Annotated in this window: 20 protein-coding genes and 1 pseudogene; 14 read left to right on the forward strand and 7 right to left on the reverse strand. The window is 67.3% G+C overall.

Going from position 1 to position 20,182, the window contains the following annotated elements; all coding sequences use genetic code 11:
* Positions 1-40: 40 nt before the first annotated feature.
* The gene (locus NN2_RS24625) at positions 41-1,132 is read left to right on the forward strand and encodes a UDP-N-acetylmuramate dehydrogenase (protein ID WP_082857234.1); all 1,092 of its coding nucleotides are present in this window, start codon (positions 41-43) and stop codon (positions 1,130-1,132) included.
* Between the two features lie 64 nt (positions 1,133-1,196).
* A complete protein-coding gene (locus NN2_RS24630; RefSeq protein WP_063016264.1) occupies positions 1,197-2,444 on the forward strand; it encodes a L,D-transpeptidase in 1,248 nt (415 codons plus the stop codon).
* 65 nt (positions 2,445-2,509) lie between these two features.
* Here the strand turns inward: NN2_RS24630 and NN2_RS24635 are convergent, their stop codons facing one another.
* Positions 2,510-3,241, reverse strand: a complete 732-nt coding sequence (locus NN2_RS24635; protein WP_063016266.1) for an SDR family NAD(P)-dependent oxidoreductase — start codon at positions 3,239-3,241, stop codon at positions 2,510-2,512.
* 37 nt (positions 3,242-3,278) lie between these two features.
* Here NN2_RS24635 and NN2_RS24640 point away from each other — a divergent pair, with 37 nt between their 5' ends.
* The 4 genes from NN2_RS24640 to NN2_RS24655 all read left to right on the forward strand — a co-directional run bounded on the left by NN2_RS24640 (position 3,279) and on the right by NN2_RS24655 (position 7,084).
* Complete coding sequence (locus NN2_RS24640) at positions 3,279-4,103, forward strand: alpha/beta fold hydrolase (RefSeq protein ID WP_063016268.1); 825 nt, start codon at positions 3,279-3,281, stop codon at positions 4,101-4,103.
* Between the two features lie 98 nt (positions 4,104-4,201).
* Complete coding sequence (gene mshA, locus NN2_RS24645; protein WP_063016270.1) at positions 4,202-5,554, forward strand: D-inositol-3-phosphate glycosyltransferase; 1,353 nt, start codon at positions 4,202-4,204, stop codon at positions 5,552-5,554.
* Complete coding sequence (locus NN2_RS24650) at positions 5,551-6,054, forward strand: type III secretion system chaperone family protein (RefSeq protein WP_439955863.1); 504 nt, start codon at positions 5,551-5,553, stop codon at positions 6,052-6,054. Before mshA ends, NN2_RS24650 begins: the two co-directional genes overlap by 4 nt.
* A gap of 67 nt (positions 6,055-6,121) precedes the next feature.
* Entirely contained in the window at positions 6,122-7,084 is a 963-nt protein-coding gene (locus NN2_RS24655) for an ROK family protein (RefSeq protein ID WP_063016272.1), read from the forward strand.
* A gap of 58 nt (positions 7,085-7,142) precedes the next feature.
* Here NN2_RS24655 and NN2_RS24660 read toward each other — a convergent pair whose 3' ends face one another.
* The 3 genes from NN2_RS24660 to NN2_RS24670 all read right to left on the reverse strand — a co-directional run bounded on the left by NN2_RS24660 (position 7,143) and on the right by NN2_RS24670 (position 9,065).
* Positions 7,143-7,364 carry a DUF4287 domain-containing protein gene (locus NN2_RS24660; protein WP_063016274.1) on the reverse strand — a complete coding sequence of 74 codons (222 nt, stop codon included), beginning with the start codon at positions 7,362-7,364 and terminating at the stop codon, positions 7,143-7,145.
* A gap of 94 nt (positions 7,365-7,458) precedes the next feature.
* A complete protein-coding gene (locus NN2_RS24665) occupies positions 7,459-8,379 on the reverse strand; it encodes an alpha/beta fold hydrolase (RefSeq protein ID WP_063016276.1) in 921 nt (306 codons plus the stop codon).
* Between the two features lie 149 nt (positions 8,380-8,528).
* On the reverse strand, positions 8,529-9,065 hold the full coding sequence (locus tag NN2_RS24670) for an SLATT domain-containing protein (protein WP_146098765.1): 537 nt from the start codon (positions 9,063-9,065) through the stop codon (positions 8,529-8,531).
* Positions 9,066-9,220: 155 nt separating this feature from the next.
* Here NN2_RS24670 and NN2_RS24675 point away from each other — a divergent pair, with 155 nt between their 5' ends.
* The 6 genes from NN2_RS24675 (at position 9,221) to NN2_RS24700 (ending at position 16,092) form a co-directional block, all read left to right on the forward strand.
* Positions 9,221-9,604, forward strand: a complete 384-nt coding sequence (locus NN2_RS24675) for a hypothetical protein (protein WP_063016278.1) — start codon at positions 9,221-9,223, stop codon at positions 9,602-9,604.
* A 79-nt stretch (positions 9,605-9,683) separates the two neighbouring features.
* Entirely contained in the window at positions 9,684-10,484 is an 801-nt protein-coding gene (locus NN2_RS24680) for a hypothetical protein (RefSeq protein ID WP_146098766.1), read from the forward strand.
* 79 nt (positions 10,485-10,563) lie between these two features.
* Positions 10,564-11,301: a phosphoglyceromutase gene (locus NN2_RS24685; RefSeq protein WP_063016293.1), complete on the forward strand. Its 738-nt coding sequence runs from the start codon at positions 10,564-10,566 to the stop codon at positions 11,299-11,301.
* Between the two features lie 422 nt (positions 11,302-11,723).
* Positions 11,724-13,775 carry a CocE/NonD family hydrolase gene (locus tag NN2_RS24690; protein WP_063016280.1) on the forward strand — a complete coding sequence of 684 codons (2,052 nt, stop codon included), beginning with the start codon at positions 11,724-11,726 and terminating at the stop codon, positions 13,773-13,775.
* 380 nt (positions 13,776-14,155) lie between these two features.
* A complete protein-coding gene (locus NN2_RS24695; RefSeq protein WP_030516180.1) occupies positions 14,156-15,406 on the forward strand; it encodes a sensor histidine kinase in 1,251 nt (416 codons plus the stop codon).
* A complete protein-coding gene (locus NN2_RS24700) occupies positions 15,403-16,092 on the forward strand; it encodes a response regulator (protein WP_030516181.1) in 690 nt (229 codons plus the stop codon). Before NN2_RS24695 ends, NN2_RS24700 begins: the two co-directional genes overlap by 4 nt.
* A 95-nt stretch (positions 16,093-16,187) precedes the next feature.
* Here the strand turns inward: NN2_RS24700 and NN2_RS24705 are convergent, their stop codons facing one another.
* The 3 genes from NN2_RS24705 to NN2_RS24715 form a co-directional block, all read right to left on the reverse strand.
* Positions 16,188-16,517 (reverse strand): hypothetical protein, encoded by a 330-nt coding sequence (locus NN2_RS24705; RefSeq protein WP_030516182.1) that lies wholly within the window; start codon positions 16,515-16,517, stop codon positions 16,188-16,190.
* Positions 16,518-16,580: 63 nt separating this feature from the next.
* On the reverse strand, positions 16,581-17,204 hold the full coding sequence (locus NN2_RS24710) for an NADPH-dependent FMN reductase (RefSeq protein WP_082857235.1): 624 nt from the start codon (positions 17,202-17,204) through the stop codon (positions 16,581-16,583).
* Positions 17,205-17,246: 42 nt separating this feature from the next.
* On the reverse strand, positions 17,247-18,068 hold the full coding sequence (locus tag NN2_RS24715; protein WP_030516184.1) for a DUF3109 family protein: 822 nt from the start codon (positions 18,066-18,068) through the stop codon (positions 17,247-17,249).
* Positions 18,069-18,254: 186 nt separating this feature from the next.
* On the opposite strand from NN2_RS24715, the gene NN2_RS24720 reads away from it, so the two are divergent.
* Entirely contained in the window at positions 18,255-19,250 is a 996-nt protein-coding gene (locus NN2_RS24720) for a Ppx/GppA family phosphatase (protein ID WP_051756436.1), read from the forward strand.
* Positions 19,251-19,358: 108 nt separating this feature from the next.
* A pseudogene (locus NN2_RS24725) lies at positions 19,359-20,182 on the forward strand (hypothetical protein); the annotation flags it as partial.

Raw genomic sequence — 20,182 nt, forward strand, 5'->3', positions numbered from 1 at the left:
GTGTGACACGCTACCGTCTTTCGATGTGCAGACATCTCGAGTGGTGGCATTCGACAATGTGCGGGAGTTGCTGGCCGCGACCGGCGCGCAGGTGCGCGAATCGGTGCCGCTGGCGCAGCTGACCACCCTGCGGGTCGGCGGGCCCGCGACGGTCGCCGAATGTCGCACCACCGAGGCACTCGTCGAGACGGTGCGCACGCTCGACACCGCGGGCGTTCCGGTGCTGCTGGTGGCCGGTGGCTCCAACCTGCTGATCGCCGACAGCGGATTCGCCGGCGTCGTCGTCCGCATCGCCACCGACGCCGTCGAGCTCGGAGCCGACAGTGTGACGGCCGAGGCGGGCGCGGACTGGGACGGCGTGGTCGCCACGACGGTCGCCGCCGGATTCGGCGGACTCGAGTGCCTGTCCGGAATTCCGGGTTCGGCCGGCGCGACGCCGGTGCAGAACGTCGGCGCCTACGGCGTCGAGGTGGCGCAGGCGCTGCGCCGGATTCACCTGCTGGATCGCGTCAGCGGCGAAATCCGATGGGCCGCACCGGAGGAACTCGGCTTCGGTTACCGCACCTCGGTGCTCAAGCATTCCGATCGGGCGGTGGTGCTGGCGGTGGAGTTCGAGGTGAATCCCGACGGTGCCAGCGCCCCACTGCGATACGGCGAACTGGCCCGCGCCTTCGATGCCGCCGACGGCGAGTCCCGTCCGGCCGCGGCCGTGCGCGAGGCGGTACTCGCCCTGCGCGCCGGCAAGGGCATGGTGCTCGATCCGGCCGACCACGACACCTGGAGCGCCGGGTCGTTCTTCACCAATCCCGTGGTGGCGCACGATCGGGCGCCCGCCGTCGTCGAGGCGATCCGGGCCCATGTGGGCGATATCACTATTCCGACCTATGCCGCCGAGGGCGGGGTGAAATTCTCCGCCGGCTGGCTGATCGAACGCGCGGGATTCGGCAAGGGTTTCCCAGGTCCGGACGCTCCCGTCCGGTTGTCGACGAAACATACACTCGCCCTGACCAACAGGGGTTCTGCCCGCGCCGCGGACTTGGTGGACCTGGCGCGCACCGTGCGGGCGGGCGTCGAACAGTGTTTCGGAATCAGGCTGGAACCCGAACCGGTGACCGTCGGTCTCGAGCTCTGACGGGTGGCGGGCGCCACGTTCCGATCGGGCCGGGCTGTCGGAGGGGCGCGGTAAATTCGCGGAAGTGAACATTCGAGGAATTGCCGGCCGCCGGGCCGTTCTGGTCGGGGCCGGCCAGCTGGCGGTGGCCGCGCTGGTGGCCGGATGTTCGGGCGGCGGCGGGAGCGGCTCGTCCGCCCCGAAGGAGTCCGGCCCGGTCGCGAAGCTGAAATTCGAGCCCGGGAACGGAACCGGCGACGTCAACCCGATCGCGCCCGTCTCGGTGACCGTGACCAGTGGCCGCCTGGACCAGGTCGCCCTGACCAATCCGGACGGTAAGCAGGTCACCGGCATCCTGTCGCCCGACAGGAGCAGTTTCAAGGTCAACGAGCCGCTCGGCTACGGCGTCACCTACACCTGGTCGGGTACGGCGGTCGGCACCGACAACAAGCCCGTGCCGATCGAGTCGAAATTCACCACCCTCGCCCCCAAACAGACCGTGCCCGCCACCATCAACATCGGTGACGGGCAGGAGGTAGGCATCGCCGCGCCGATCATCGTGCAGTTCAAGAAGCACGTCGAGAACAAGGAGGCGGTCGAGAAGGCGCTGACCGTCACGACCACTCCGGAGACCGAGGGCGGCTGGGCCTGGCTGCCCGACGAGAACGGCGGGTCCCGCGCGCACTGGCGCCCGCGCAACTACTGGGCGCCCGGCACGGCGGTGACCTTCGCCGCCAAGCTGTACGGCCTGGACCTGGGCGGCGGCGCCTACGGCAACTCCGATCTGTCCTCGCAGTTCACCATCGGCCGCAGCCAGATCGTGAAGGGTTACGCGCCCAGCCACCGGGTGCAGGTGATCCGGGACGGTTCGACGCTGTTCGACTTCCCGTGCAGTTTCGGCGAGGGCAACGAGGCGCGCAACGTGACGCGTTCGGGCATTCACGTGGTGACCGAGAAGTACGAAGACTTCCTGATGTCGAATCCGCCGTTCTACACCAACGTTCGCGAACGCTGGGCGGTACGCATCTCCAACAACGGCGAATTCATCCACGCGAACCCGGAATCGGCCTCCGCGCAAGGCAATACCAACGTCACCAACGGCTGCATCAACTTGAGCACCAGCGACGCCCAGCAGTACTTCCCGACGGCCATGTACGGCGACCCGGTCGAGGTCACCGGCACGTCGATCGCCTTGTCCGCCGCCGACGGCGACCTCTACGACTGGACCATCGACTGGGACACCTGGAAGACCATGTCGGCGATCCAGGGCCAGCCCGCACCGGTGGTATCGGCGACTCCGGTGGCGCCGGGACCCGTGCGCGGCGGCAGCTAGAACCCGCTGACCGGCCCGTCGAGTCCGGGCCGTCGTGGTCGCGTCCGGCTGCGCCGGGTGCAGGCTCAGCGGCGGGCGAAGCGGCCGGCGTCGGCCTGGTCGCGCGGCTTCACCACGATGGTGTCGAGGTTGACGTGCGGGGGGCGGCTTGCGACGAAGCCGATGATTTCGGCGATGTCGGCGGCGAACAGCGGGTCGATACCTTCGTAGACCTTGGCCGCGCGCTCGGTGTCGCCGCCGAACCGGACCAGCGAGAATTCGGTTTCGACCGCGCCCGGCGCTATTTCGGTGAGCCGCACCGGCTTGCCCAGCAGCTCGCCGCGCAGTGTGCGATGCAGGACGGCCTGCGCGTGTTTGGCCGAGGTGTAGCCGGAGCCGTTGTCGTAGGGCTGCAGGGCGGCGACCGAGGTGACGGTGACGATCAGCCCGTCACCCGAGTCGATCAACTTCGGCAGCAGCGCCTTGGTCACCCGCAGCGTGCCGAGCACGTTGGTCTCCCACATCCACCGCCAGTCGTCGAGGTCGGCCTCGGTGACCGGCGCCAGCCCCTTCGCCCCGCCGGCATTGTTGACCAGCACGTCGGCCCGTTCGACCGCATCCGTGAACAGGCGTACCGACGACTCGTCGGTGACGTCCAATTCGATTGCGGTACCGCCGATTTCGTCGGCCAGCGCCTGCAGCCGGTCCATCCGGCGCGCCCCCACGTACACGTGATAGCCCTGTTTCGCGAGCTCGCGGGCGGTAGCCTCACCGATTCCCGAGCTCGCTCCGGTGACGACGGCGTGACGAGTGCTCATGGGAATCGAGCCTAGCGTCCCCGTTAACCTGGCGAGCATGGCGATTCGGGATGTGGTCAGCGCGGACGGAACCAATATCGTGTATGAGGTCTCCGGGCCCGAACAGGGACGTCCGCTGGTGTTGTTGCACGGGTGGGCCGGCACGTTGCGGTGCTGGGGCCGTGCGGCGGAGATTCTGGCCGAGACCTTCCGCGTGGTCGCCGTCGATCTGCGCGGGCACGGGTACTCGGATGCGCCCGAGACCGGATACGACGATCCGAAGAACTGGGCGGCCGACGTCGCCGCGGTGCTGGCCGCGGAGAACATCACCGCCGACGCCGTGCTGCTGGGCTGGTCCTACGGCGGCATCGTGCTCAGCGACTACCTGACCGCGTACGGCACCGGCGCCGTGGCCGGGGTGGTGTACTGCGGATCGCAGGCCGGGATCGGCCGGGGCGTCGAGGGTTCCCAGCCCGGGCCGGCGATGCAGAAGGCCATCCCCGACGTGTTCGAGGAGAGCGCCGGCCGGGCGATGCGCGGCTTCGCCGCCTTCGGCAACGCCAACACCGGACCCGGCCGGGACAAGGGCGAGGACGCCCAGCGCCTGTTCGGCGGCAGCCTCGCGACTCCGCCCCGCGTCCGCAAGGCGCTGTTCTACCGCACCGTCGACAACACCGAAACCCTGCGCAACCTCGACGTTCCGGTCTTCGTCATGCACGGCACCGCCGATCCCGTGGTGCCCGTCGCGAACGGCCGCTACATCGCCGAGCACGCCCCCGAGGCGCGCACCTCGTTCTGGGACGACGCCCAGCACGGCCTGTTCGTCGAGGATCCCCAGCGCTTCGCCGATGAGCTCACGGAATTCGTTGTCTCGCTCGGATGATCCCGTCCACCACCACCTCCCAGCCATGGGTGTGACTACGCTCACTCGCGGCACGAGCGCATAACGGTTGACGCGTCGAGGCGTGCACACTGGAGTGTGTGAGTTATCGCCCGGATCAACGTCCGCATCGGATCGCGGTGTTGTCGGTGCACACCTCTCCGCTCGCACAGCCGGGTACCGGCGATGCGGGCGGGATGAACGTCTACGTGCTGCAGTCGGCGCTACAGCTGGCTCGCCGCGGCGTGGAGGTGGAGATCTTCACGCGTGCGACATCCTCCAACGACGAGCCGGTGGTCGAGGCCGCGCCGGGGGTGCTGGTGCGGCATGTGGTGGCGGGACCGTTCGAGGGGCTGGACAAACACGATCTGCCGACTCAGCTGTGCCCGTTCGCGGCGGAGGTGTTGCGTCAGGAGGCCCGGCAGCTGCCCGGCTACTACGACCTGATCCATTCGCACTACTGGCTGTCGGGGCAGGTGGGCTGGCTGGCCCGGGATCGGTGGCGGGTGCCGCTGGTACACACCGCGCACACGCTGGCCGCGGTGAAGAACGCATTCCTGGCCGAGGGCGATACGCCGGAACCGCTGTCGCGGGTGGTCGGCGAGAAACAGATCATCGCCGAATCGGATCGGCTGGTCGCCAATACCGCCGAGGAGGCCCGCCAGCTCGTCGAGCTCTACGGCGCCGAATCCGAGCGCATCGACGTGGTGCCCCCGGGTGCGGATCTGTCCCGCTATCGCCCCGGTGACCGGGCGGCCGCGCGCGCCGAATTCGGTATCGAGCCGGATGAGCAGGTGGTGGCCTTCGTCGGCCGGATCCAGCCGCTCAAGGCTCCCGATGTGCTCGTGTTCGCGGCGGCCGAGGTGCTGCGCGCCGAACCCGAACGCAAGCTGCGGGTGCTCATCGTGGGTGGGCCTTCGGGCACCGGTCTGGATCGCCCGGACGCCCTGATCGAGTTGGCCGCCACGCTCGGCATCTCGGATCGGGTGACATTCCTGCCGCCGCAGCCGCCGCATCGTCTGGTGCAGGTGTACCGGGCCGCGGATATGGTCGCGGTGCCGAGTTACAACGAGTCGTTCGGCCTGGTCGCCATCGAGGCGCAGGCCAGCGGCACACCGGTGCTGGCCGCCGACGTCGGCGGGTTGAGTACCGCTGTGCGAGACGGTGTTTCGGGCATGCTGGTGTCCGGGCACCAGGCCGACGAGTGGGCGGCCGCCCTGCGCGGGCTGCTCGACGATCCGGAACGGTTGCGGCGGATGGGCGCGGCAGCGGTGGATCATGCGGCCGGTTTCTCCTGGGAACACACCGCCGACGGGTTGCTCGACTGCTATGCCGAGGCGTTGGCCGGGCATCGGGGTGTGCGTTCGCGAATGCCGGGTACGTTGCTGACAGAGAGCAGTCAAGCCAGGTCGCGGGCGCTGTGGCGGCGCCGGATGGGAGTGGTACGCCGGTGAGTGACACCATCGCGCAGACCGCGCAGCTGATCGACGACACCGTGCGTGAGCGCGAGATCGACTACACCCGCGAGGGCCGGGACACCTTCGTCGTGGTGCTGCCCGGTGAGCGCAAGCTGAAGACGACGGTCATGCTGACGGTCGGCAAGCACGGCGTGCGCTTCGAATGCTTCGTCTGCCGCAAACCCGACGAGAACTTCGAGGGTGTCTACAAGTATCTGCTGCGCCGCAACCGCCGCCTCTACGGTGTCGCCTACACCCTGGACCGGGTCGGTGACATCTATCTGGTCGGCCGCATCGCGACCCATGCCGTGACCGCCGACGAACTGGACCGCATCTTCGGCCAGATTCTCGAGGCGGTCGACGGCGACTTCAATGTGCTGCTGGAGCTCGGTTTCGCGGAATCCATTCGGCGCGAATGGAAATGGCGTGTCTCGCGCGGTGAATCGCTGAAGAACCTGCGGGCGTTCGAGCATCTGGTGGATACCGAGGAGTCCTGACAGCTCTCGCTCGCCGAGTGGGTACCGTGCATCCGATCGGGTGATGCGCTGAGGAGGCGGTGGCGAGATGGGCGTGCTGGCTGTGGATATCGGCGCGACGAAATTCGCCGCGGCCGTCGCGACGGCGCCGATCGAGTCCGTTTCGTACGACGACCCCGCAGCGCGACCCCGATCGCTGTCCCTGTTGCGGCACATGCGCCGAGTCGACGTGCCTTCCCGGGGAGCCTGGGAAGCATGCCGCGAGCTGCTGCGGCAGGTGGTAGCTGCCGCATCGGCCGACGACACCTGTGGCACCGGCGAATTCGAGGTGAGCTCGATCGGAATCGCCGCCGCCGGCCCGGTGGATGTCGGTGCCGGTAGCACCGCGCCCTTGAACATTCCCGAGTGGCGTGACGGTTTCCCGATCGTCGCCGCGATGCGAGAACTGTTCCCCGAGGCCGATATTCGATTCGCGATCGACGGCGCGGCCTTGGCATTGGCGGAGTGTCGCGTCGGTGGTTTACGCGGTGTTCGTTCCGGGTTGGCGATGACGGTCTCCTCCGGAATCGGCGGCGGCATCGTCAGCGACGGCCGAGTTCTCGTGGGCCGCACCGGGAATGCCGGGCACGTCGGCCATATCGTGGTACCGGGCTGGGATGTGCCGTGTGCCTGCGGCGGTGTCGGATGTGTGGAGGCCGTCGCGAGTGGCATGTCCTCGGTCCGGTGGGCACGCGCACAGGGCTGGACGGGAACGACCGGGATGGAACTGGCACGCGCCGCCGGAGCGGGTGACGCCGTCGCCGCGGCCGCGCTGTCGCGCGCGGGGACAGCTCTGGGACAAGCCATTTCGTCTGCCGCAGCGATGCTCGACATCGACCGTGTCGTGATCGGTGGCGGTTTCGCCGAATCCGGCGCGCCCCTGTGGGATCCGCTGCGGGCGGCGGTGGTGAAACATGCCGGCCTCGGCTTCATCCGTGAACTTCGTGTCCTGAAATCCCCGATCACCGACGGTGCCACGCTGGTGGGCGCGGCGGCTCTCGCGACCGATTGAGGACGTGTGCCGGTTCGACGGCCGGCGCCTGCGCGCTGTCGGGCCGGTCCCGCGCTGCCTACCCGTTGTCGATGCTGCGCACATGCGCGACAAGCGCATTCGCGTGCCCGTGCCCCAGCCCGTGCTCACTCTTCAACCAGGCGACCAGCTCCATATGCTTGGTCAGCTCCGATCCGCGAACGATGTCGAACCATTCCTCGACGGGCCGACCGTATTTCTTCTCGATGGCGGGGAAGTAGGACGCGGGACCCTTCACCGCTGCGGTGCTCTGTGCGCTCATATTCGGGTAGACGGAACGCGCCGGGAGAACTCATCCACCTCGCACAGTGATGTGGGTCACGAACTCCCGGCGCTCGAAGGCGCGTCGTGCGGCTTCAGTGCCGACCGGCGAAGTCGCGCAGGAGTTCTCCGGTGGGGCCGGGCTCCTCGATCATCGGGCTGTGGCCGCAGTCGAGCGATTCGATCCGCACACCCGGCACGCGCCGGTAGTCCTGGAAGGATGCGGCCGGCCACCGGTGGTCCCGGGAACCGTAGAGCACCAGACTCGGCAGCCCGAGATCGGCGAGGCGGTCGGGTTCCTGCCGTTCCCGCAGATAGACATCCGATGCGTCGGAGGTGGCGGTGATACTGCGGTAGGTCATGCCGTGGAAGTCGTCCACCAGCTGCTGCGGAATCGCGACATCGCGAGTGAACGCGCTGCTCAGGGCGTACCGAATGGCGGCGTCCGGAAGCAGGGGCCACAGCGGTTGCCCGATCTGCGGGACGAACAGCAGGTTGCCGAGCGGGCCGTTGTCGGTGAACGCGTCCAGGCGGGACCCGGTGCTGATCAATCCGATCGCGCTCACCAGATCCCGGCGCTGAGCGGCGAGTTCGGTCGCCACGTATCCGCCGGTGGAGTGCCCGACGACGATCGCGTGCCGAACGCCGAGCCGGTCGAGGACCGCCCCGACCCGACGTCCTTGTTCGGCCATGCCGTAACCGCTGTCCGGTTTGGCCGAGCGGCCGTGACCGAGCAGGTCCACCCGCACCACGTAGAAGTCCGCCAGCGCGGCCAGTACCGGATCCCACCACGAGACCGAGCCGCCGGTCCCGTGGATCAGCACCACCGCCCGTGCGCTCGGCGCTCCGCTGGTGACGACGTGGATATCGCCGTCCGGCAGCGGGACCATCCGGTCCACGGAATCGTCCGGTGCGGCCGTCGCGACCCCTGTGGTGTTCCCGACGAGCAGTGCGACGAGCGCGCTGACCAGCAGCAGCACCACGCGTCTCGCCCGACCGGCAGCGGCAGTTTTCATATCTCCTCCTGAGGACGGCTGATGCCCTTACCGTCCCGGAGGTCGCGGCCGCGCGTCTTGTAGAAATGTCGCCCGCTGCCGGCTGTCCGGAGACTCTTTCGTAGCGATCACAACCCCTCAGAGGCGGACCGGATTCGAGCAGAGCGGGACTAGCGGTCCTTGCTCGTGTCGGCGGCTTCGCGCGCCAGTGGCTGGGTCCGGCGCATCGAGGTCCAGGCTTCCAGATCTTCGGCGAGGATCGCATTGAGTTCGATCATCGCCTCTCGCGCGAGCACATCGCGGTCTTCGTGCTGAGCGCGCCGGAGTTCGACGCCGCGCAGCAGTGTCTGGAGCTGGCCGATGATGACGCTGCGCTGAATCCACATCTCGCGGTGGCGATACAAGCCGTCCCAGGCGGTGACCACGCCGATCGACGCGGCGAGGCCCGTGCTGAGCAGACCGATCCAGGGAGCCTGGAAGACGGCGACCGCGGTACCGAGGACGGCGATGACACCGTTGGCGACGGCGGTCCATACGACCACCCGCTTGGCCCGGGTCTTGACCACCAGCCGGGAGCGTTCGTACTCGTTCCGGTAATAGACCAGGTAGTGCAGGCTCACGGTCAGGGCGTCGGCGTCGCTGGGCGGCGACGGGGGACTGTGCAGTCCCGAGGAGTGACTTCCGCGTGTATTTCTCGACAGTCGCATGGAACAGGGAGGTCCTAGCGGGAGTGCGGTGTTCCGGACGGGTGATACGGAGGTTGATAAGGTAGCAGAAGTGGTTGCATTAGGGTGGCATTTTCGGCTACACTGAACTATCCGCCCGTGTTGCGGCCGGCACGTGCACTGGAGGGTTGAGACAGATGACCGTTGCGAACGCTCTCGCCATCACCAGTCATGTCGATACGGCCAAACTGCGTCCGGCGGAGCTGGCGCGACAACTCGTCCAACATCTGGGTCCCACGCTGGTGGCGTTGATCGCCGGAGTCCGCGACCGCAAGCTGCCGCACAAGTGGTCCCATGCCGAAGGGCCGACGCCCCGGGATGCCGCACTGGCTCGCCTGCAGGTCGCGCATCGGTGCTGGATCATCCTGGCGACCGCCGAGGACAGCGATGTGGCGCGGTCGTGGTTCATCGGAGCCAATCCGCGGCTGGGTGAGGAGTCGCCCGCCCTGGCGATCCGTACGGACCGATTCCGCGAGACCATCGCTGCCGCAGTCGCATTCGTCGACGGCTCGGACAACTGACTCGGTCGACCTGGCCGCGCGGGAAAGCTCCCTTTCGATAAACTTCCCCCTTTGGGAGGCTGTCGGAAGAGGGAGACCGGTGTCTGTGCGCGAAACCCGAAATGCTCGGCGCTGCGCCAAGACCGGATTCGCGCTTCTCCCCGCGGCGTCTCGCGAGGTCTATCGGCTGGCGAAACCTTCCTATGGACCGCTCAATCCGCTCCAGCGCGGGATTTCCAGCGACGAATCACGGGCGGAGTGGAACCGCTACGACGTCGAAGGTCAGCAGACCGTGTACGCCGCCAGTACCGAACAGGGCGCGTACGGAGAGCTTCTCGCACCCCTCAAACCGAAACTTCCCCGGCGCGCGTCCCACTATTTCGACGATGTCGGCTCCGACGACGAGCTCGAATCGCTGATCAAAGAGGAATGGCAGAGTTCGGGATATCGGCCGCCCCGCGAGCTGAACATGTTGTGGCTCAGCGAATATCGGCTCTACCATCTGACGCTGCCGACGCACGGATGGTTCATCGATATCGAGGCGGCCTCCAGCCTCTCGGCGATCGCGCGATATGCCCCGATCGCACTCGTGGAGCGCGGCCTGCGGGAGGTCACGGTCGCCGAACTGCGTGGCGGCGAGCGCTGGCTCACGACGGCGATCTCCACGCGGATCTGGCAGATCACGCTCGACGACGACAGCCTCGCGCACGGGATCGCCTACGGTTCGCGGCACGGCAGCGAATGGGACTGCTGGGCCATCTGGCTGCGCCGGACCGGACTCGCGCACACCTCCAACGGACTCGTCACGTCGGCGGATCCGGGCGTGGAGGTGCTGCCTCCGCCGATCAACCCGGCCCTGCAGGCGATTCTGACGGCCTACGATCTGACCGTGAGCTGGTAGGTCGCGGCTCGTGGCGGTCGCGAGCGCCCGATCCGGCGCAGCTGAAATTCGCCGGCGCGGCACCGCTAGCATGACCTGCATGACGTACACCCTCGTGTTGCTGCGCCACGGCGAAAGCGAATGGAATGCTCTCAATCTGTTCACCGGCTGGGTGGATGTGCACCTGACCGACAAGGGTGTCGCCGAGGGTAAACGGGCCGGTGAACTGCTGGCCGAGCACGGCATCCTGCCCGATATCGTCTACACCTCGCTGCTGCGCCGGGCGATCAGCACCGCGAATATCGCCCTGGACGCCGCGGATCGGCACTGGATTCCGGTGGTCCGCGACTGGCGGCTCAACGAGCGGCACTACGGCGCGCTGCAGGGTAAGAACAAGGCGCAGATCCGCGATCAGTACGGCGACGACCAGTTCATGATGTGGCGCCGCAGCTACGACACCCCGCCCCCGCCCATCGAGGCCGACAGCGAATACAGCCAGAGCGGCGACGCGCGCTACGCCGGTATCGACGTGCCGGCGACCGAATGCCTGAAGGACGTCGTCGCCCGCATGGTGCCGTATTGGGAGTCCACGATTTCCCGCGATCTGGTGGCCGGAAAGACCGTTCTGGTTGCGGCGCACGGAAATTCGCTGCGCGCACTGGTGAAACATCTGGACGGTATTTCCGACGAGGATATCGCCGGCCTCAACATTCCCACGGGTATTCCGCTGCGCTACGAACTGGACGAGAATCTGCGTCCGATCGGTCCCGCGGCGTATCTGGACCCCGAGGCGGCAGCCGCGGGTGCGGCCGCGGTCGCGAGCCAGGGCGGTAAATAAACCGGATTCCCGCACTTTCCGACGCGCCGCGGTCATCGACCGCGGCGCGTTGTCGTATATCTCGAACCCGCTGCGTGCGTACGGTTTCCGAATGTCGAAGTTCCCTCGGTCGCGCGTATGAATATGCGATACTCAGCGTTTTGTGAGCTGCATCTCTTCTGCCGATTCGTAGCTATCGAATTGCCGAGCGGCGGTTCGTGCCCCGATGCGCACCGCCGGTAGTAGCGTCCGGGCCGGTGGGGAGTGGTGTGGATAACTTCCGGTAGGTAAACCGCCGGGCTTTCCGCTGGTCATCGACGTGGATGAGGGGCTGAGAAGTTGAGAGTTTTTTCTTGCAGAAGTTGTAACCGCTGGTTTGCAACTTACTCCGCAGTAGATACACTCTCGGGCGTTCGACCATTTCGAGAGGCGGATCACGTTCGATGAAGTACGCGTTACGCGCCACAGTCGCTGCCGTCGCCGCCGCGGTGACCGTCCCGTTCTTCGCCACTCCGGCTCAGGCCGGGCCCGTCGCGACCGGTCCGGACGGCGGTGCCGCCGGCGCCGCGTGGACCGCCACCGAGGACGGCCCGCAGCAGTATCCGAACATCCACATCGACTGGGATGTGCCGATCACCATGAGCGACGGCACGGTGCTGAAGGGCAATGTGTACCGGCCCGCCGATGCCGCCAGCCGTCCGGTCGACACCCGCACGCCGGTCGTCGTGAACATGACGCCCTACACCAAACTGGTCTCGAATCTGGCCGACCACGCGGGCTCGGTTCCGGGGCTGTCCGACGCGCTGCTGGGGTTGTTCCGCCAGATCGACATGAGCGGCACCGCGCTGTCCGGGGTCACCGATCTGACCAAGGCCTTCGGCGGCGGCGAGCTGCGCAACTTCTCCGTCGACCGGCAGCTGATCAAGAGCGGTTACACCCAGGTCGTGGTCGATGTCCGCGGCACCGGCTTCTCGCAGGGCGAATGGGATATGTTGCGCCAACGCGAGCAGCAGGACACCGTGGAGGTGATCGACTGGGCTTCGCGGCAACCGTGGTCGGACGGCAAGGTCGGGATGACCGGCATTTCCTATTCGGGCATCAATCAGGTGCAGGTGGCGGAGAAGCAGCCGCCCGCGCTGAAGGCGATTTTCCCGGTGGTGCCCGGCAGCGATCTGGTCGACGATGTTCTCGCCCCCGGCGGCGGCTTCGGGTTCAACTTCATTCCGCTGTGGCTCACCGCGATCAACACCCTCAAATGGGTGCCGGACGTGCAGTCGATCGTGACCGGAAAATTCGACAGCACGTGGCTGAACGACCGGATCAGCGATCCGTACACCTATATGGATGTACTGCTGAGTGCCTACACCAACACCGATATGAACACCCTCGATCCGCGGGTGAAGAACATGTTGAACGACATGTCCTCGGAACGGCAGGCGTGGATCGGTGATCCGGGCCGGATTCAGGTGCCGACCTTCGTCACCGGCGGGTGGCACGATCTGTTCACCTACTCCGAATCCAAGATCTACAACCGGATTCCGCTCCCGCCCGGGCAGAAGCAACTGTTCATGGGCAACACCTACCACCTCAACTCGGGCAACGAGTACGGCAAGCCCGGTCTGCCGCCGCGGCTGGACGTACTGCAGCGCGCGTGGTTCGACAAGTGGCTCAAGGGAATCGACAACGGCATCGACACCTACGGTCCGGTGACGCTGCGCGAACAGGGCGGCGGCTGGATCACCCAGGGCGGTTTCGGACCGTCGGCGCCGGCCGAGGAGGCCGCGAAGTACCGTCGCATGTACCTGTCGGGCGACCGCAGCGGTACCGCGAACAGTGTCTACGACGGCTCGCTGACCGGCGAATTCACCGGTGCGCCGACACGTCTGACGGTGGCGCCCGGGCTCACCACGCTGTGCTCCAACGATGCCGCGCAGGCGACCGCCGGTGTGCTCGCCGTCATCGACGGCTGCGGCAAGGACTCGCGCATCGCGGAAACCAACGCGCTGACCTTCACCAGCGCCCCGGTCGCCGGGGAGACCACCATCTCGGGCCCGATCGCGGTGCGGCTCAACACCGTTCAGGACGCCGCCGACGGGTATTGGACGGTGACGGTCAACGACGTCGCGCCGGACGGGCAGTCGACCGTGCTGTCCTCGGGGCAACTGATGGCCTCGCTACGTGAGGTCGACGAGGCGAACAGCACCCGGTCCGAGAACGGCGACTACACCGACCCGCGGGCCTACACCTCGCTGGACAAGCGGCAGCCGACGGTTCCCGGCGAAGTGACCGAACTGAACATCGCGCTGCCCGCCACGCAGGCCGTCCTCGCGCCCGGCCATCGCCTGCGGGTGGACGTGTTCGCCGGCAACTTCCCCAAGGGCCTGCCGATCGCGCCGATGCTCGCGGACACCGGCCTAAAACCCGAACACCTGCAACTGGATCCGAATGCCCCTAGCTTCGTGAACATCCCGGTCAAGGGAGACTCCGGCTGGTGAGCCGGTAGGAGGCTCCCCGACGGTCCCGGGAACGTACAACGGCGTACGTACCCGGGACTTTTCGTCTCCGGCCGGTGTCGGCGGTGCGAGATTGAGGCGCACCTCACACTCGGCGCGGGTCGCTGGACGAGCGCCGCGGCGGATCGACACGCCGGAGGTGTTCACGCGCGATTCGCGCGGACTCCAGATGTGCGGTGCCGCAAGGAAAACTGTTCGCGCGACCATTGCCCGGCGGCCGAAAACCGCCGGTCGGGGCCGATCCGGGGCTCGGCCAACTTTGTGTGAACACCCGGCCAACGATCGCGGAATCAGCCGTGACCTGCGCGAAACTTCGTCAACCCGGGTTTGGAGTACGTGTCCGCGACCGTACGATTCTCTATGTGAGCGTTCCCCAGGCCGTGCTGCTTGCAGTCCTCGCGGCCGTAGTCGGTCTGGCCGTGGGTGGCCTGGTCATCCCGTACATGAACGCCAGGCAAGCCGAGCGTCGAGCGGCCGAATCCGGCCTGACCATGTCGCAGGTCCTGGATCTGATCGTGCTGGCCTCCGAGAGCGGCATCGCCGTGGTGGACGAATATCGCGACGTGGTGCTGGTCAATCCGCGCGCCGAGGAACTGGGCCTGGTCCGCAACCGGTTGCTGGACGAACGCGCGTGGGCGGCGGTGGAGAAGGTGATCGCCACCGGCGAGGATGTCGAGTTCGACCAGACGCTGAAGAATCCGCTGCCCGGCCGCAACAGCATCGCCGTGCGCGGTGTGGCCCGCCCGCTCTCGCGCGGTGATTCGAACTTCGTCGTGCTGTTCGCCGACGACGACTCCGAACAGGCCCGTATGGAGGCCACCCGCCGCGATTTCGTCGCCAATGTCAGCCATGAGCTCAAGACGCCGGTCGGCGCCATGAGTCTGCTCGCCGAGGCCATGCTGGAGTCGGCCGACGATCCGGATTCGGTGCGGCATTTCGGGCAGCGTCTGGTCAGCGAATCGAACCGGATGGGCAAGATGGTCACCGAGTTGATCGCGCTCTCGCGGCTGCAGGGGGCCGAGAAGCTGCCGCAGCTCGAGGCGGTCGACGTCGACACCGTGGTCAATGCCGCGATCGAACGGTCGCGTACCGCCGCCGAGGCCGCCGGAATCACCGTCAGCACCGATGCCAACAGTGGACTGGAAATACTCGGCGACGAAACTCTGCTCGTGACGGCGCTGTCGAATCTGGTCGAGAACGCGATCAACTATTCGCCGAAGGGCTCGCACGTATCGGTGAGCCGGTCGCTGCGCAACGGCCACGTCAATATCGCGGTCACCGATCGCGGCATCGGTATCGCCAAGGAAGACCAGGAACGGGTCTTCGAACGTTTCTTCCGCGCGGACAAGGCGCGTTCGCGCGCCACCGGCGGAACCGGACTCGGGCTGGCTATCGTCAAACACGTGGCCGCCAATCACAACGGGGAAATCACGTTGTGGAGCAAATTGGGTACCGGTTCCACGTTCACGCTGCGTATTCCCGCGGTCGAATCAGGCAACCAGAATTCCGCCGCCCCGGCGGAGAGGAAGAGCCCCACCGCAATCGGGGTGGGCAAGAACGACGACGGTCCGCGCCGGCGGACCGGACAAAACGGTGTGGAGGCAACCCGATGACCAGTGTGTTGATCGTCGAGGACGAGGAGTCGCTGGCCGATCCGCTCGCGTTCCTGCTGCGCAAGGAGGGCTTCGAGGTCACGGTCGTGGGCGACGGGCCATCCGCGCTGTCGGAATTCGACCGCTCCGGCGCCGACATCGTCCTGCTGGATCTGATGCTGCCCGGGATGAGCGGCACCGACGTGTGCAAGCAGCTGCGCACCCGCAGCAGTGTGCCGGTGATCATGGTGACCGCCCGCGACAGTGAAATCGACAAGGTGGTCGGCCTGGAACTGGGCGCCGACGATTACGTCACCAAGCCGTACTCCTCACGCGAGCTGATCGCCCGCATCCGGGCGGTGCTGCGCCGCGGCGCCGGTGAGGAGATGGACGGGTCCGGCGAGAGCGGCGTCCTCGAGGCCGGCCCGGTGCGCATGGATGTGGACCGCCACACCGTGCAGGTCAACGGCAAATCGGTGACGTTGCCGCTGAAGGAATTCGATCTGCTGGAATACCTGCTGCGCAATTCCGGCCGGGTGCTGACCCGCGGCCAGCTGATCGACCGCGTCTGGGGTGCCGATTACGTCGGCGACACCAAGACCCTGGACGTCCACGTCAAGCGGCTGCGTTCGAAGATCGAGGCCGATCCGGCCAAGCCCGAACATCTGGTGACCGTGCGCGGGCTCGGGTACAAACTCGAGGCCTGATTCTCGCCGGTACGAGAAAGCCGCGAGGCCCGAGGGCCTCGCGGCTTTTCCGTATCGACGCTGAGCTGATCGACGCCGAGCTGCTGAGGGTTCTGTTAGACGACGTGCACCCAGGCGATGCCGATCTGCGGCAGCTCCTGCTTCTGCAGCTGGAACCAGCCGAAGTCGTCACGCTGCCAGCAGTCGTCCAGCGGCGCGGTGTTGTCGTGGCAGGCGATCGGCTTGGAGGTGCCGTAGGGGCTCACGATGACCTGCTTGCCGTTGTCCTTCGCCGACAGCGCCGCCGGGTCGTTGTAGGCGACGAAGTTGTCGTTCTGCAGCGAGTAGTTGGCCGGATCGGTCATCGGGTCGGCGTGCGCGGCGGGAGCAAGGGTGAGGGCCGCACCCGCGGCGAGAGCGGCAGTAGCCAGGAATTTCCTCATCATGACCTACACCTATCACGGGTATGTGAAGCGCGCATGGCGAGCCGATGACCGTACAGAGGTACTTCACAATTCCCGCGGCGCCGCCGCGGCCGAAAGATGTGCGCCGATCGCGGCGGCTGATTCGGCGAGAGCCTGTCGCACGGCCGCGTCCGAAACCGTTCCGTCGGCCCCGACCATGGCGCTCAGTACGGTAATTCGCCGGCACGCCGATTCGATTTCCACCGCGCCGACATATCCCAGCACCGTGCGCAGCGAGGTGATCGCACCTTCACCGCGTCCGAGGGCCGCCACCGAAATCCAGGCCACCGGTTTCTCGTGCAGATCCGCGTTGCCGACGGTCCACTCCAGCAGATTCTTCAGACTGCCGGGAATGAATCCCGCGTATTCGGGTGCGCAGAACACCACGGCATCGGCGGCCGCGAGTTGTTCACGCAGGGCCCGCACCGCCGGCGGGGCGGGTTGATCGCCCGGCACGAAGGCCGGAATCTCGACCAACCCGGTGAACAATTCCGCGGTGAATGCCGGCGCGGCGAGATCGGCGAAGGTGCGCAGTGCGGCGGTGTTGGTGGAACCCGGCCGGGTACTTCCGGAAATCAACAGAATCCGAGGTGCGCCCGGGCGTGATCCCGGCGCGGAATCGGTTCCCGCGGATTCGTGCTCGACAACGGAGGACTCGGATGCCGGCATACCCGGCGCGTTACCCATATTCCTACGAAATGGGTTGGCGGATCAGATATTCCCGTTCGGTTCGGTTTCGGCTTTCTCGCGCGCGGCGGTCGTCGCCGGATGCACCGCGATCAGGCCCAGTCCTTCGCGACGGCGGCAGTGCCGGGCCAGTTCGTCGTAGGCCGGCTGCCCGATCAATTCGATCAGTTCGGGCGCGTAGGACTGCCAGACCGGGCGGCTACCGACATGCGCGTCGGGCGAACCGGAGCAGTACCAGTGCAGATCCAAACCGCCCGGGCCCCAGCCGCGCCGATCGTATTCGGTGATGGTGGTGCGCAGGATCTGTTCGCCGTCGGGCCGGTCGACCCAGTCCTGCGTGCGCCGGATCGGCAGCTGCCAGCACACCTCGGGCTTCACCGTCAGCGGCTCGATGCCCTTGCGCAGGGCCATCGTGTGCAGGGCGCAACCGATTCCGCCGGCGAAACCCGGGCGGTTGAGGAAGATGCAGGCGCCCTCGTAGCGGCGGGTGCGGATGGCCGGCTCGTCGTCGAGTTCGTCCTCTTCCAGATACAGCTTCTTGCGGATCTTGCCGTCGCGATCGCGCGCCTCGTCCATCAGCTGCCAATCCTGCGGCGTGAGCATCTTCACGGCCTTGGCCAGCTTCTTGCGATCGTCGTCGTCGCTGAGGAACGCGCCGTGCGAACAGCAGCCGTCGTCCGGGCGGCCTTCGATGATGCCCTGGCAGGCGGGCGTGCCGAAGACGCAGGTCCAGCGCGACAGCAGCCAGGTGAGATCGGCCGCGATCAGATGCTCGGCATTTGCCGGATCGACGAATTCGATCCACTCCCGCGGGAAGTCGAGATCGACCTCCGGCGCCGGATCCATCTTCGCAGCTGGTCGCGGCCCGGCCGGCGTCGTGTCCGGCGAGACGGGGGTGGGCGCGGATGCTCCTGCGGTCACATCGCCAGACGCTAACAGCTTTGCCGCTCGAGCCCCAGTTCCGGGCTGGTGTGGTGAGGGGAGTTCCGATTCGTCCTCCGGTGCCTCCACCGACCCCGGTACCGTATTCATGTGCGGCTCGGTGTTCTCGATGTGGGAAGTAATACCGTCCACCTGCTCGTGGTGGACGCGCATCGGGGTGGGCACCCGATGCCGATGAGCTCGACGAAGGCCACCTTGCGGCTGTCGGAGAATATGGACGACGCGGGCTGCATCACGCCCGAGGGCGCGGCCAAGCTCACCAAGACGATCACCGAATTCGCCAGTATCGCAAAGACTTCCGGCTGTGTGGAGCTGATGCCGTTCGCGACCTCGGCGCTGCGGGAGGCGGCCAATTCCGATGACGTGCTGGCCCAGATCCGCTCCCGCGCGGGTGTCGATCTGCGGGTGCTCTCGGGTGTCGACGAGGCCCGGCTGACGTTCCTGGCGGTGCGGCGCTGGTACGGGTGGAGCGCGGGACGCATTCTGAATCTCGACATCGGCGGCGGATCGCTCGAGATGAGCAACGGCTGCGACGAGGCGCCCGACGCGGCGTTGTCGCTGCAGTTGGGGGCGGGCCGGCTGACCAGAGACTGGCTGAACGGCGATCCGCCGGGTAAGCGCCGGGTGGCGGTGCTGCGGGACTGGCTCGACGCCGAGTTGGTGATACCGGCCAAACAACTGCTCGCGGTCGGGCGTCCGGATTTGGCGGTGGGCACCTCGAAAACCTTCCGCTCGCTGGCCCGGCTGACCGGAGCCGCCCCTTCGGCCGCGGGACCGCGTGTGCGGCGTAGTCTCACCAGTTCCGGTCTGCGGCAGTTGATCGCATTCATCTCTCGGATGACCGCCGCCGATCGCGCAGAATTGGAAGGTGTCAGTTCCGACCGGTCGCAGCAATTGGTGGCCGGCGCACTGGTAGCGGAGGCGAGTATGCGGGCGTTGTCCCTCGATACGCTCGAAATCTGCCCGTGGGCGCTGCGCGAAGGACTGATCCTGCGCAAACTGGATACCGACCTGGGTAGCGACCCGGGTCCGGGTAGTACTCGGCCCATCGGAGTGCCGGGCCCGACCGAGGCCGTATCGGGATGATCGATGCGGGAAGCGGTCAATCGGAAAGGACCGTCGTGAACGGCAGGAGCGGAGGCGGCAGCCCGGCGTCCCCGCGCCGCAGCCCGTTCACGACCGAAAGGAGCCGGCATGAGTGAGGATTCGACCCAGCTGTCGGTCGCCGAACTGCTGGCGCGCAACGGCCAGGGAGTTCCGGCGTCGGGCGGCGGTCGCCGGCGCAGAGGCGGACGCGGCATCGCGGTCACCGACCTGACCGGCGACCTGCCGGCGGTTCGGGAGGGCTCCTCCTCACACGCCGCTCCGGAGGCCGAACCGGATCCGGAACCGATGCCGGACTTCCAGCTCTCGGTACCCGGATACGAAGCCGAATCACCGCTGTCCGGCCCGATCAGTTTCTACGATCCCCTGGCCGCCGCTCCGGAGGCGCCGAGCGCGCCGAATTCCTGGGAGCCGTCGGGGTACGCGGCGAACAGCTTCCAGCCCACCTCGTTCGACTCTCCGGGCGGATATTCCTCGCCGGAGTTCGGCGCGGCCCCCGGATACGACGCTCCCGGATACGGCGCCCAGCCCGATTCCACCCGGCACGCCGCGCCGGAGGGTGCGCCCGCGCCGTACGGTGCGGATGCCGCGCCGGCGCCCACCGGTCGCCGCGCCCGCCGCGAATTGCGGGAGGCGCTGGCCGAGCGGGAGGCGGCGGGTGCGTTCGCCGCTCCCGAGACACCGGTGGATTCGGGGCGTCCCGGGCGCCGGCACCGGCCGGACCCCGACGAGAGCAACACCGTGATGGTGCCGCCGTTCCAGGGCGGCATGGGAACCGACCCCACGCCGCCGACCGCGGCCTGGGCGCCGCCTCGCCCGCCCGAAACCCCCTCTCCGCACCGCGAATTCGGCGCTCCGGCAGGCCGTGAATTCGGTGCGCCCGACTTCCCGACACCGGGACGCGCCGACCTGCC

The sequence above is a fragment of the Nocardia nova NBRC 15556 genome (assembly GCF_001613005.1).
In the GTDB taxonomy this organism is placed as follows: Bacteria; Actinomycetota; Actinomycetes; order Mycobacteriales; family Mycobacteriaceae; genus Nocardia; species Nocardia nova.

Bases quoted from the DNA above. Each gene is read 5' to 3' on its own strand.
- NN2_RS24635 (WP_063016266.1), bottom strand. From the start codon at position 3,241: ATGAGCACTCGTCACGCCGTCGTCACCGGAGCGAGCTCGGGAATCGGT.
- NN2_RS24640 (WP_063016268.1), top strand. From the start codon at position 3,279: ATGGCGATTCGGGATGTGGTCAGCGCGGACGGAACCAATATCGTGTAT.
- NN2_RS24655 (WP_063016272.1), top strand. From the start codon at position 6,122: ATGGGCGTGCTGGCTGTGGATATCGGCGCGACGAAATTCGCCGCGGCC.
- NN2_RS24660 (WP_063016274.1), bottom strand. From the start codon at position 7,364: ATGAGCGCACAGAGCACCGCAGCGGTGAAGGGTCCCGCGTCCTACTTC.
- NN2_RS24665 (WP_063016276.1), bottom strand. From the start codon at position 8,379: ATGAAAACTGCCGCTGCCGGTCGGGCGAGACGCGTGGTGCTGCTGCTG.
- NN2_RS24670 (WP_146098765.1), bottom strand. From the start codon at position 9,065: ATGCGACTGTCGAGAAATACACGCGGAAGTCACTCCTCGGGACTGCAC.
- NN2_RS24675 (WP_063016278.1), top strand. From the start codon at position 9,221: ATGACCGTTGCGAACGCTCTCGCCATCACCAGTCATGTCGATACGGCC.
- NN2_RS24685 (WP_063016293.1), top strand. From the start codon at position 10,564: ATGACGTACACCCTCGTGTTGCTGCGCCACGGCGAAAGCGAATGGAAT.
- NN2_RS24690 (WP_063016280.1), top strand. From the start codon at position 11,724: ATGAAGTACGCGTTACGCGCCACAGTCGCTGCCGTCGCCGCCGCGGTG.
- NN2_RS24700 (WP_030516181.1), top strand. From the start codon at position 15,403: ATGACCAGTGTGTTGATCGTCGAGGACGAGGAGTCGCTGGCCGATCCG.
- NN2_RS24705 (WP_030516182.1), bottom strand. From the start codon at position 16,517: ATGATGAGGAAATTCCTGGCTACTGCCGCTCTCGCCGCGGGTGCGGCC.
- NN2_RS24710 (WP_082857235.1), bottom strand. From the start codon at position 17,204: ATGCCGGCATCCGAGTCCTCCGTTGTCGAGCACGAATCCGCGGGAACC.
- NN2_RS24715 (WP_030516184.1), bottom strand. From the start codon at position 18,068: ATGGATCCGGCGCCGGAGGTCGATCTCGACTTCCCGCGGGAGTGGATC.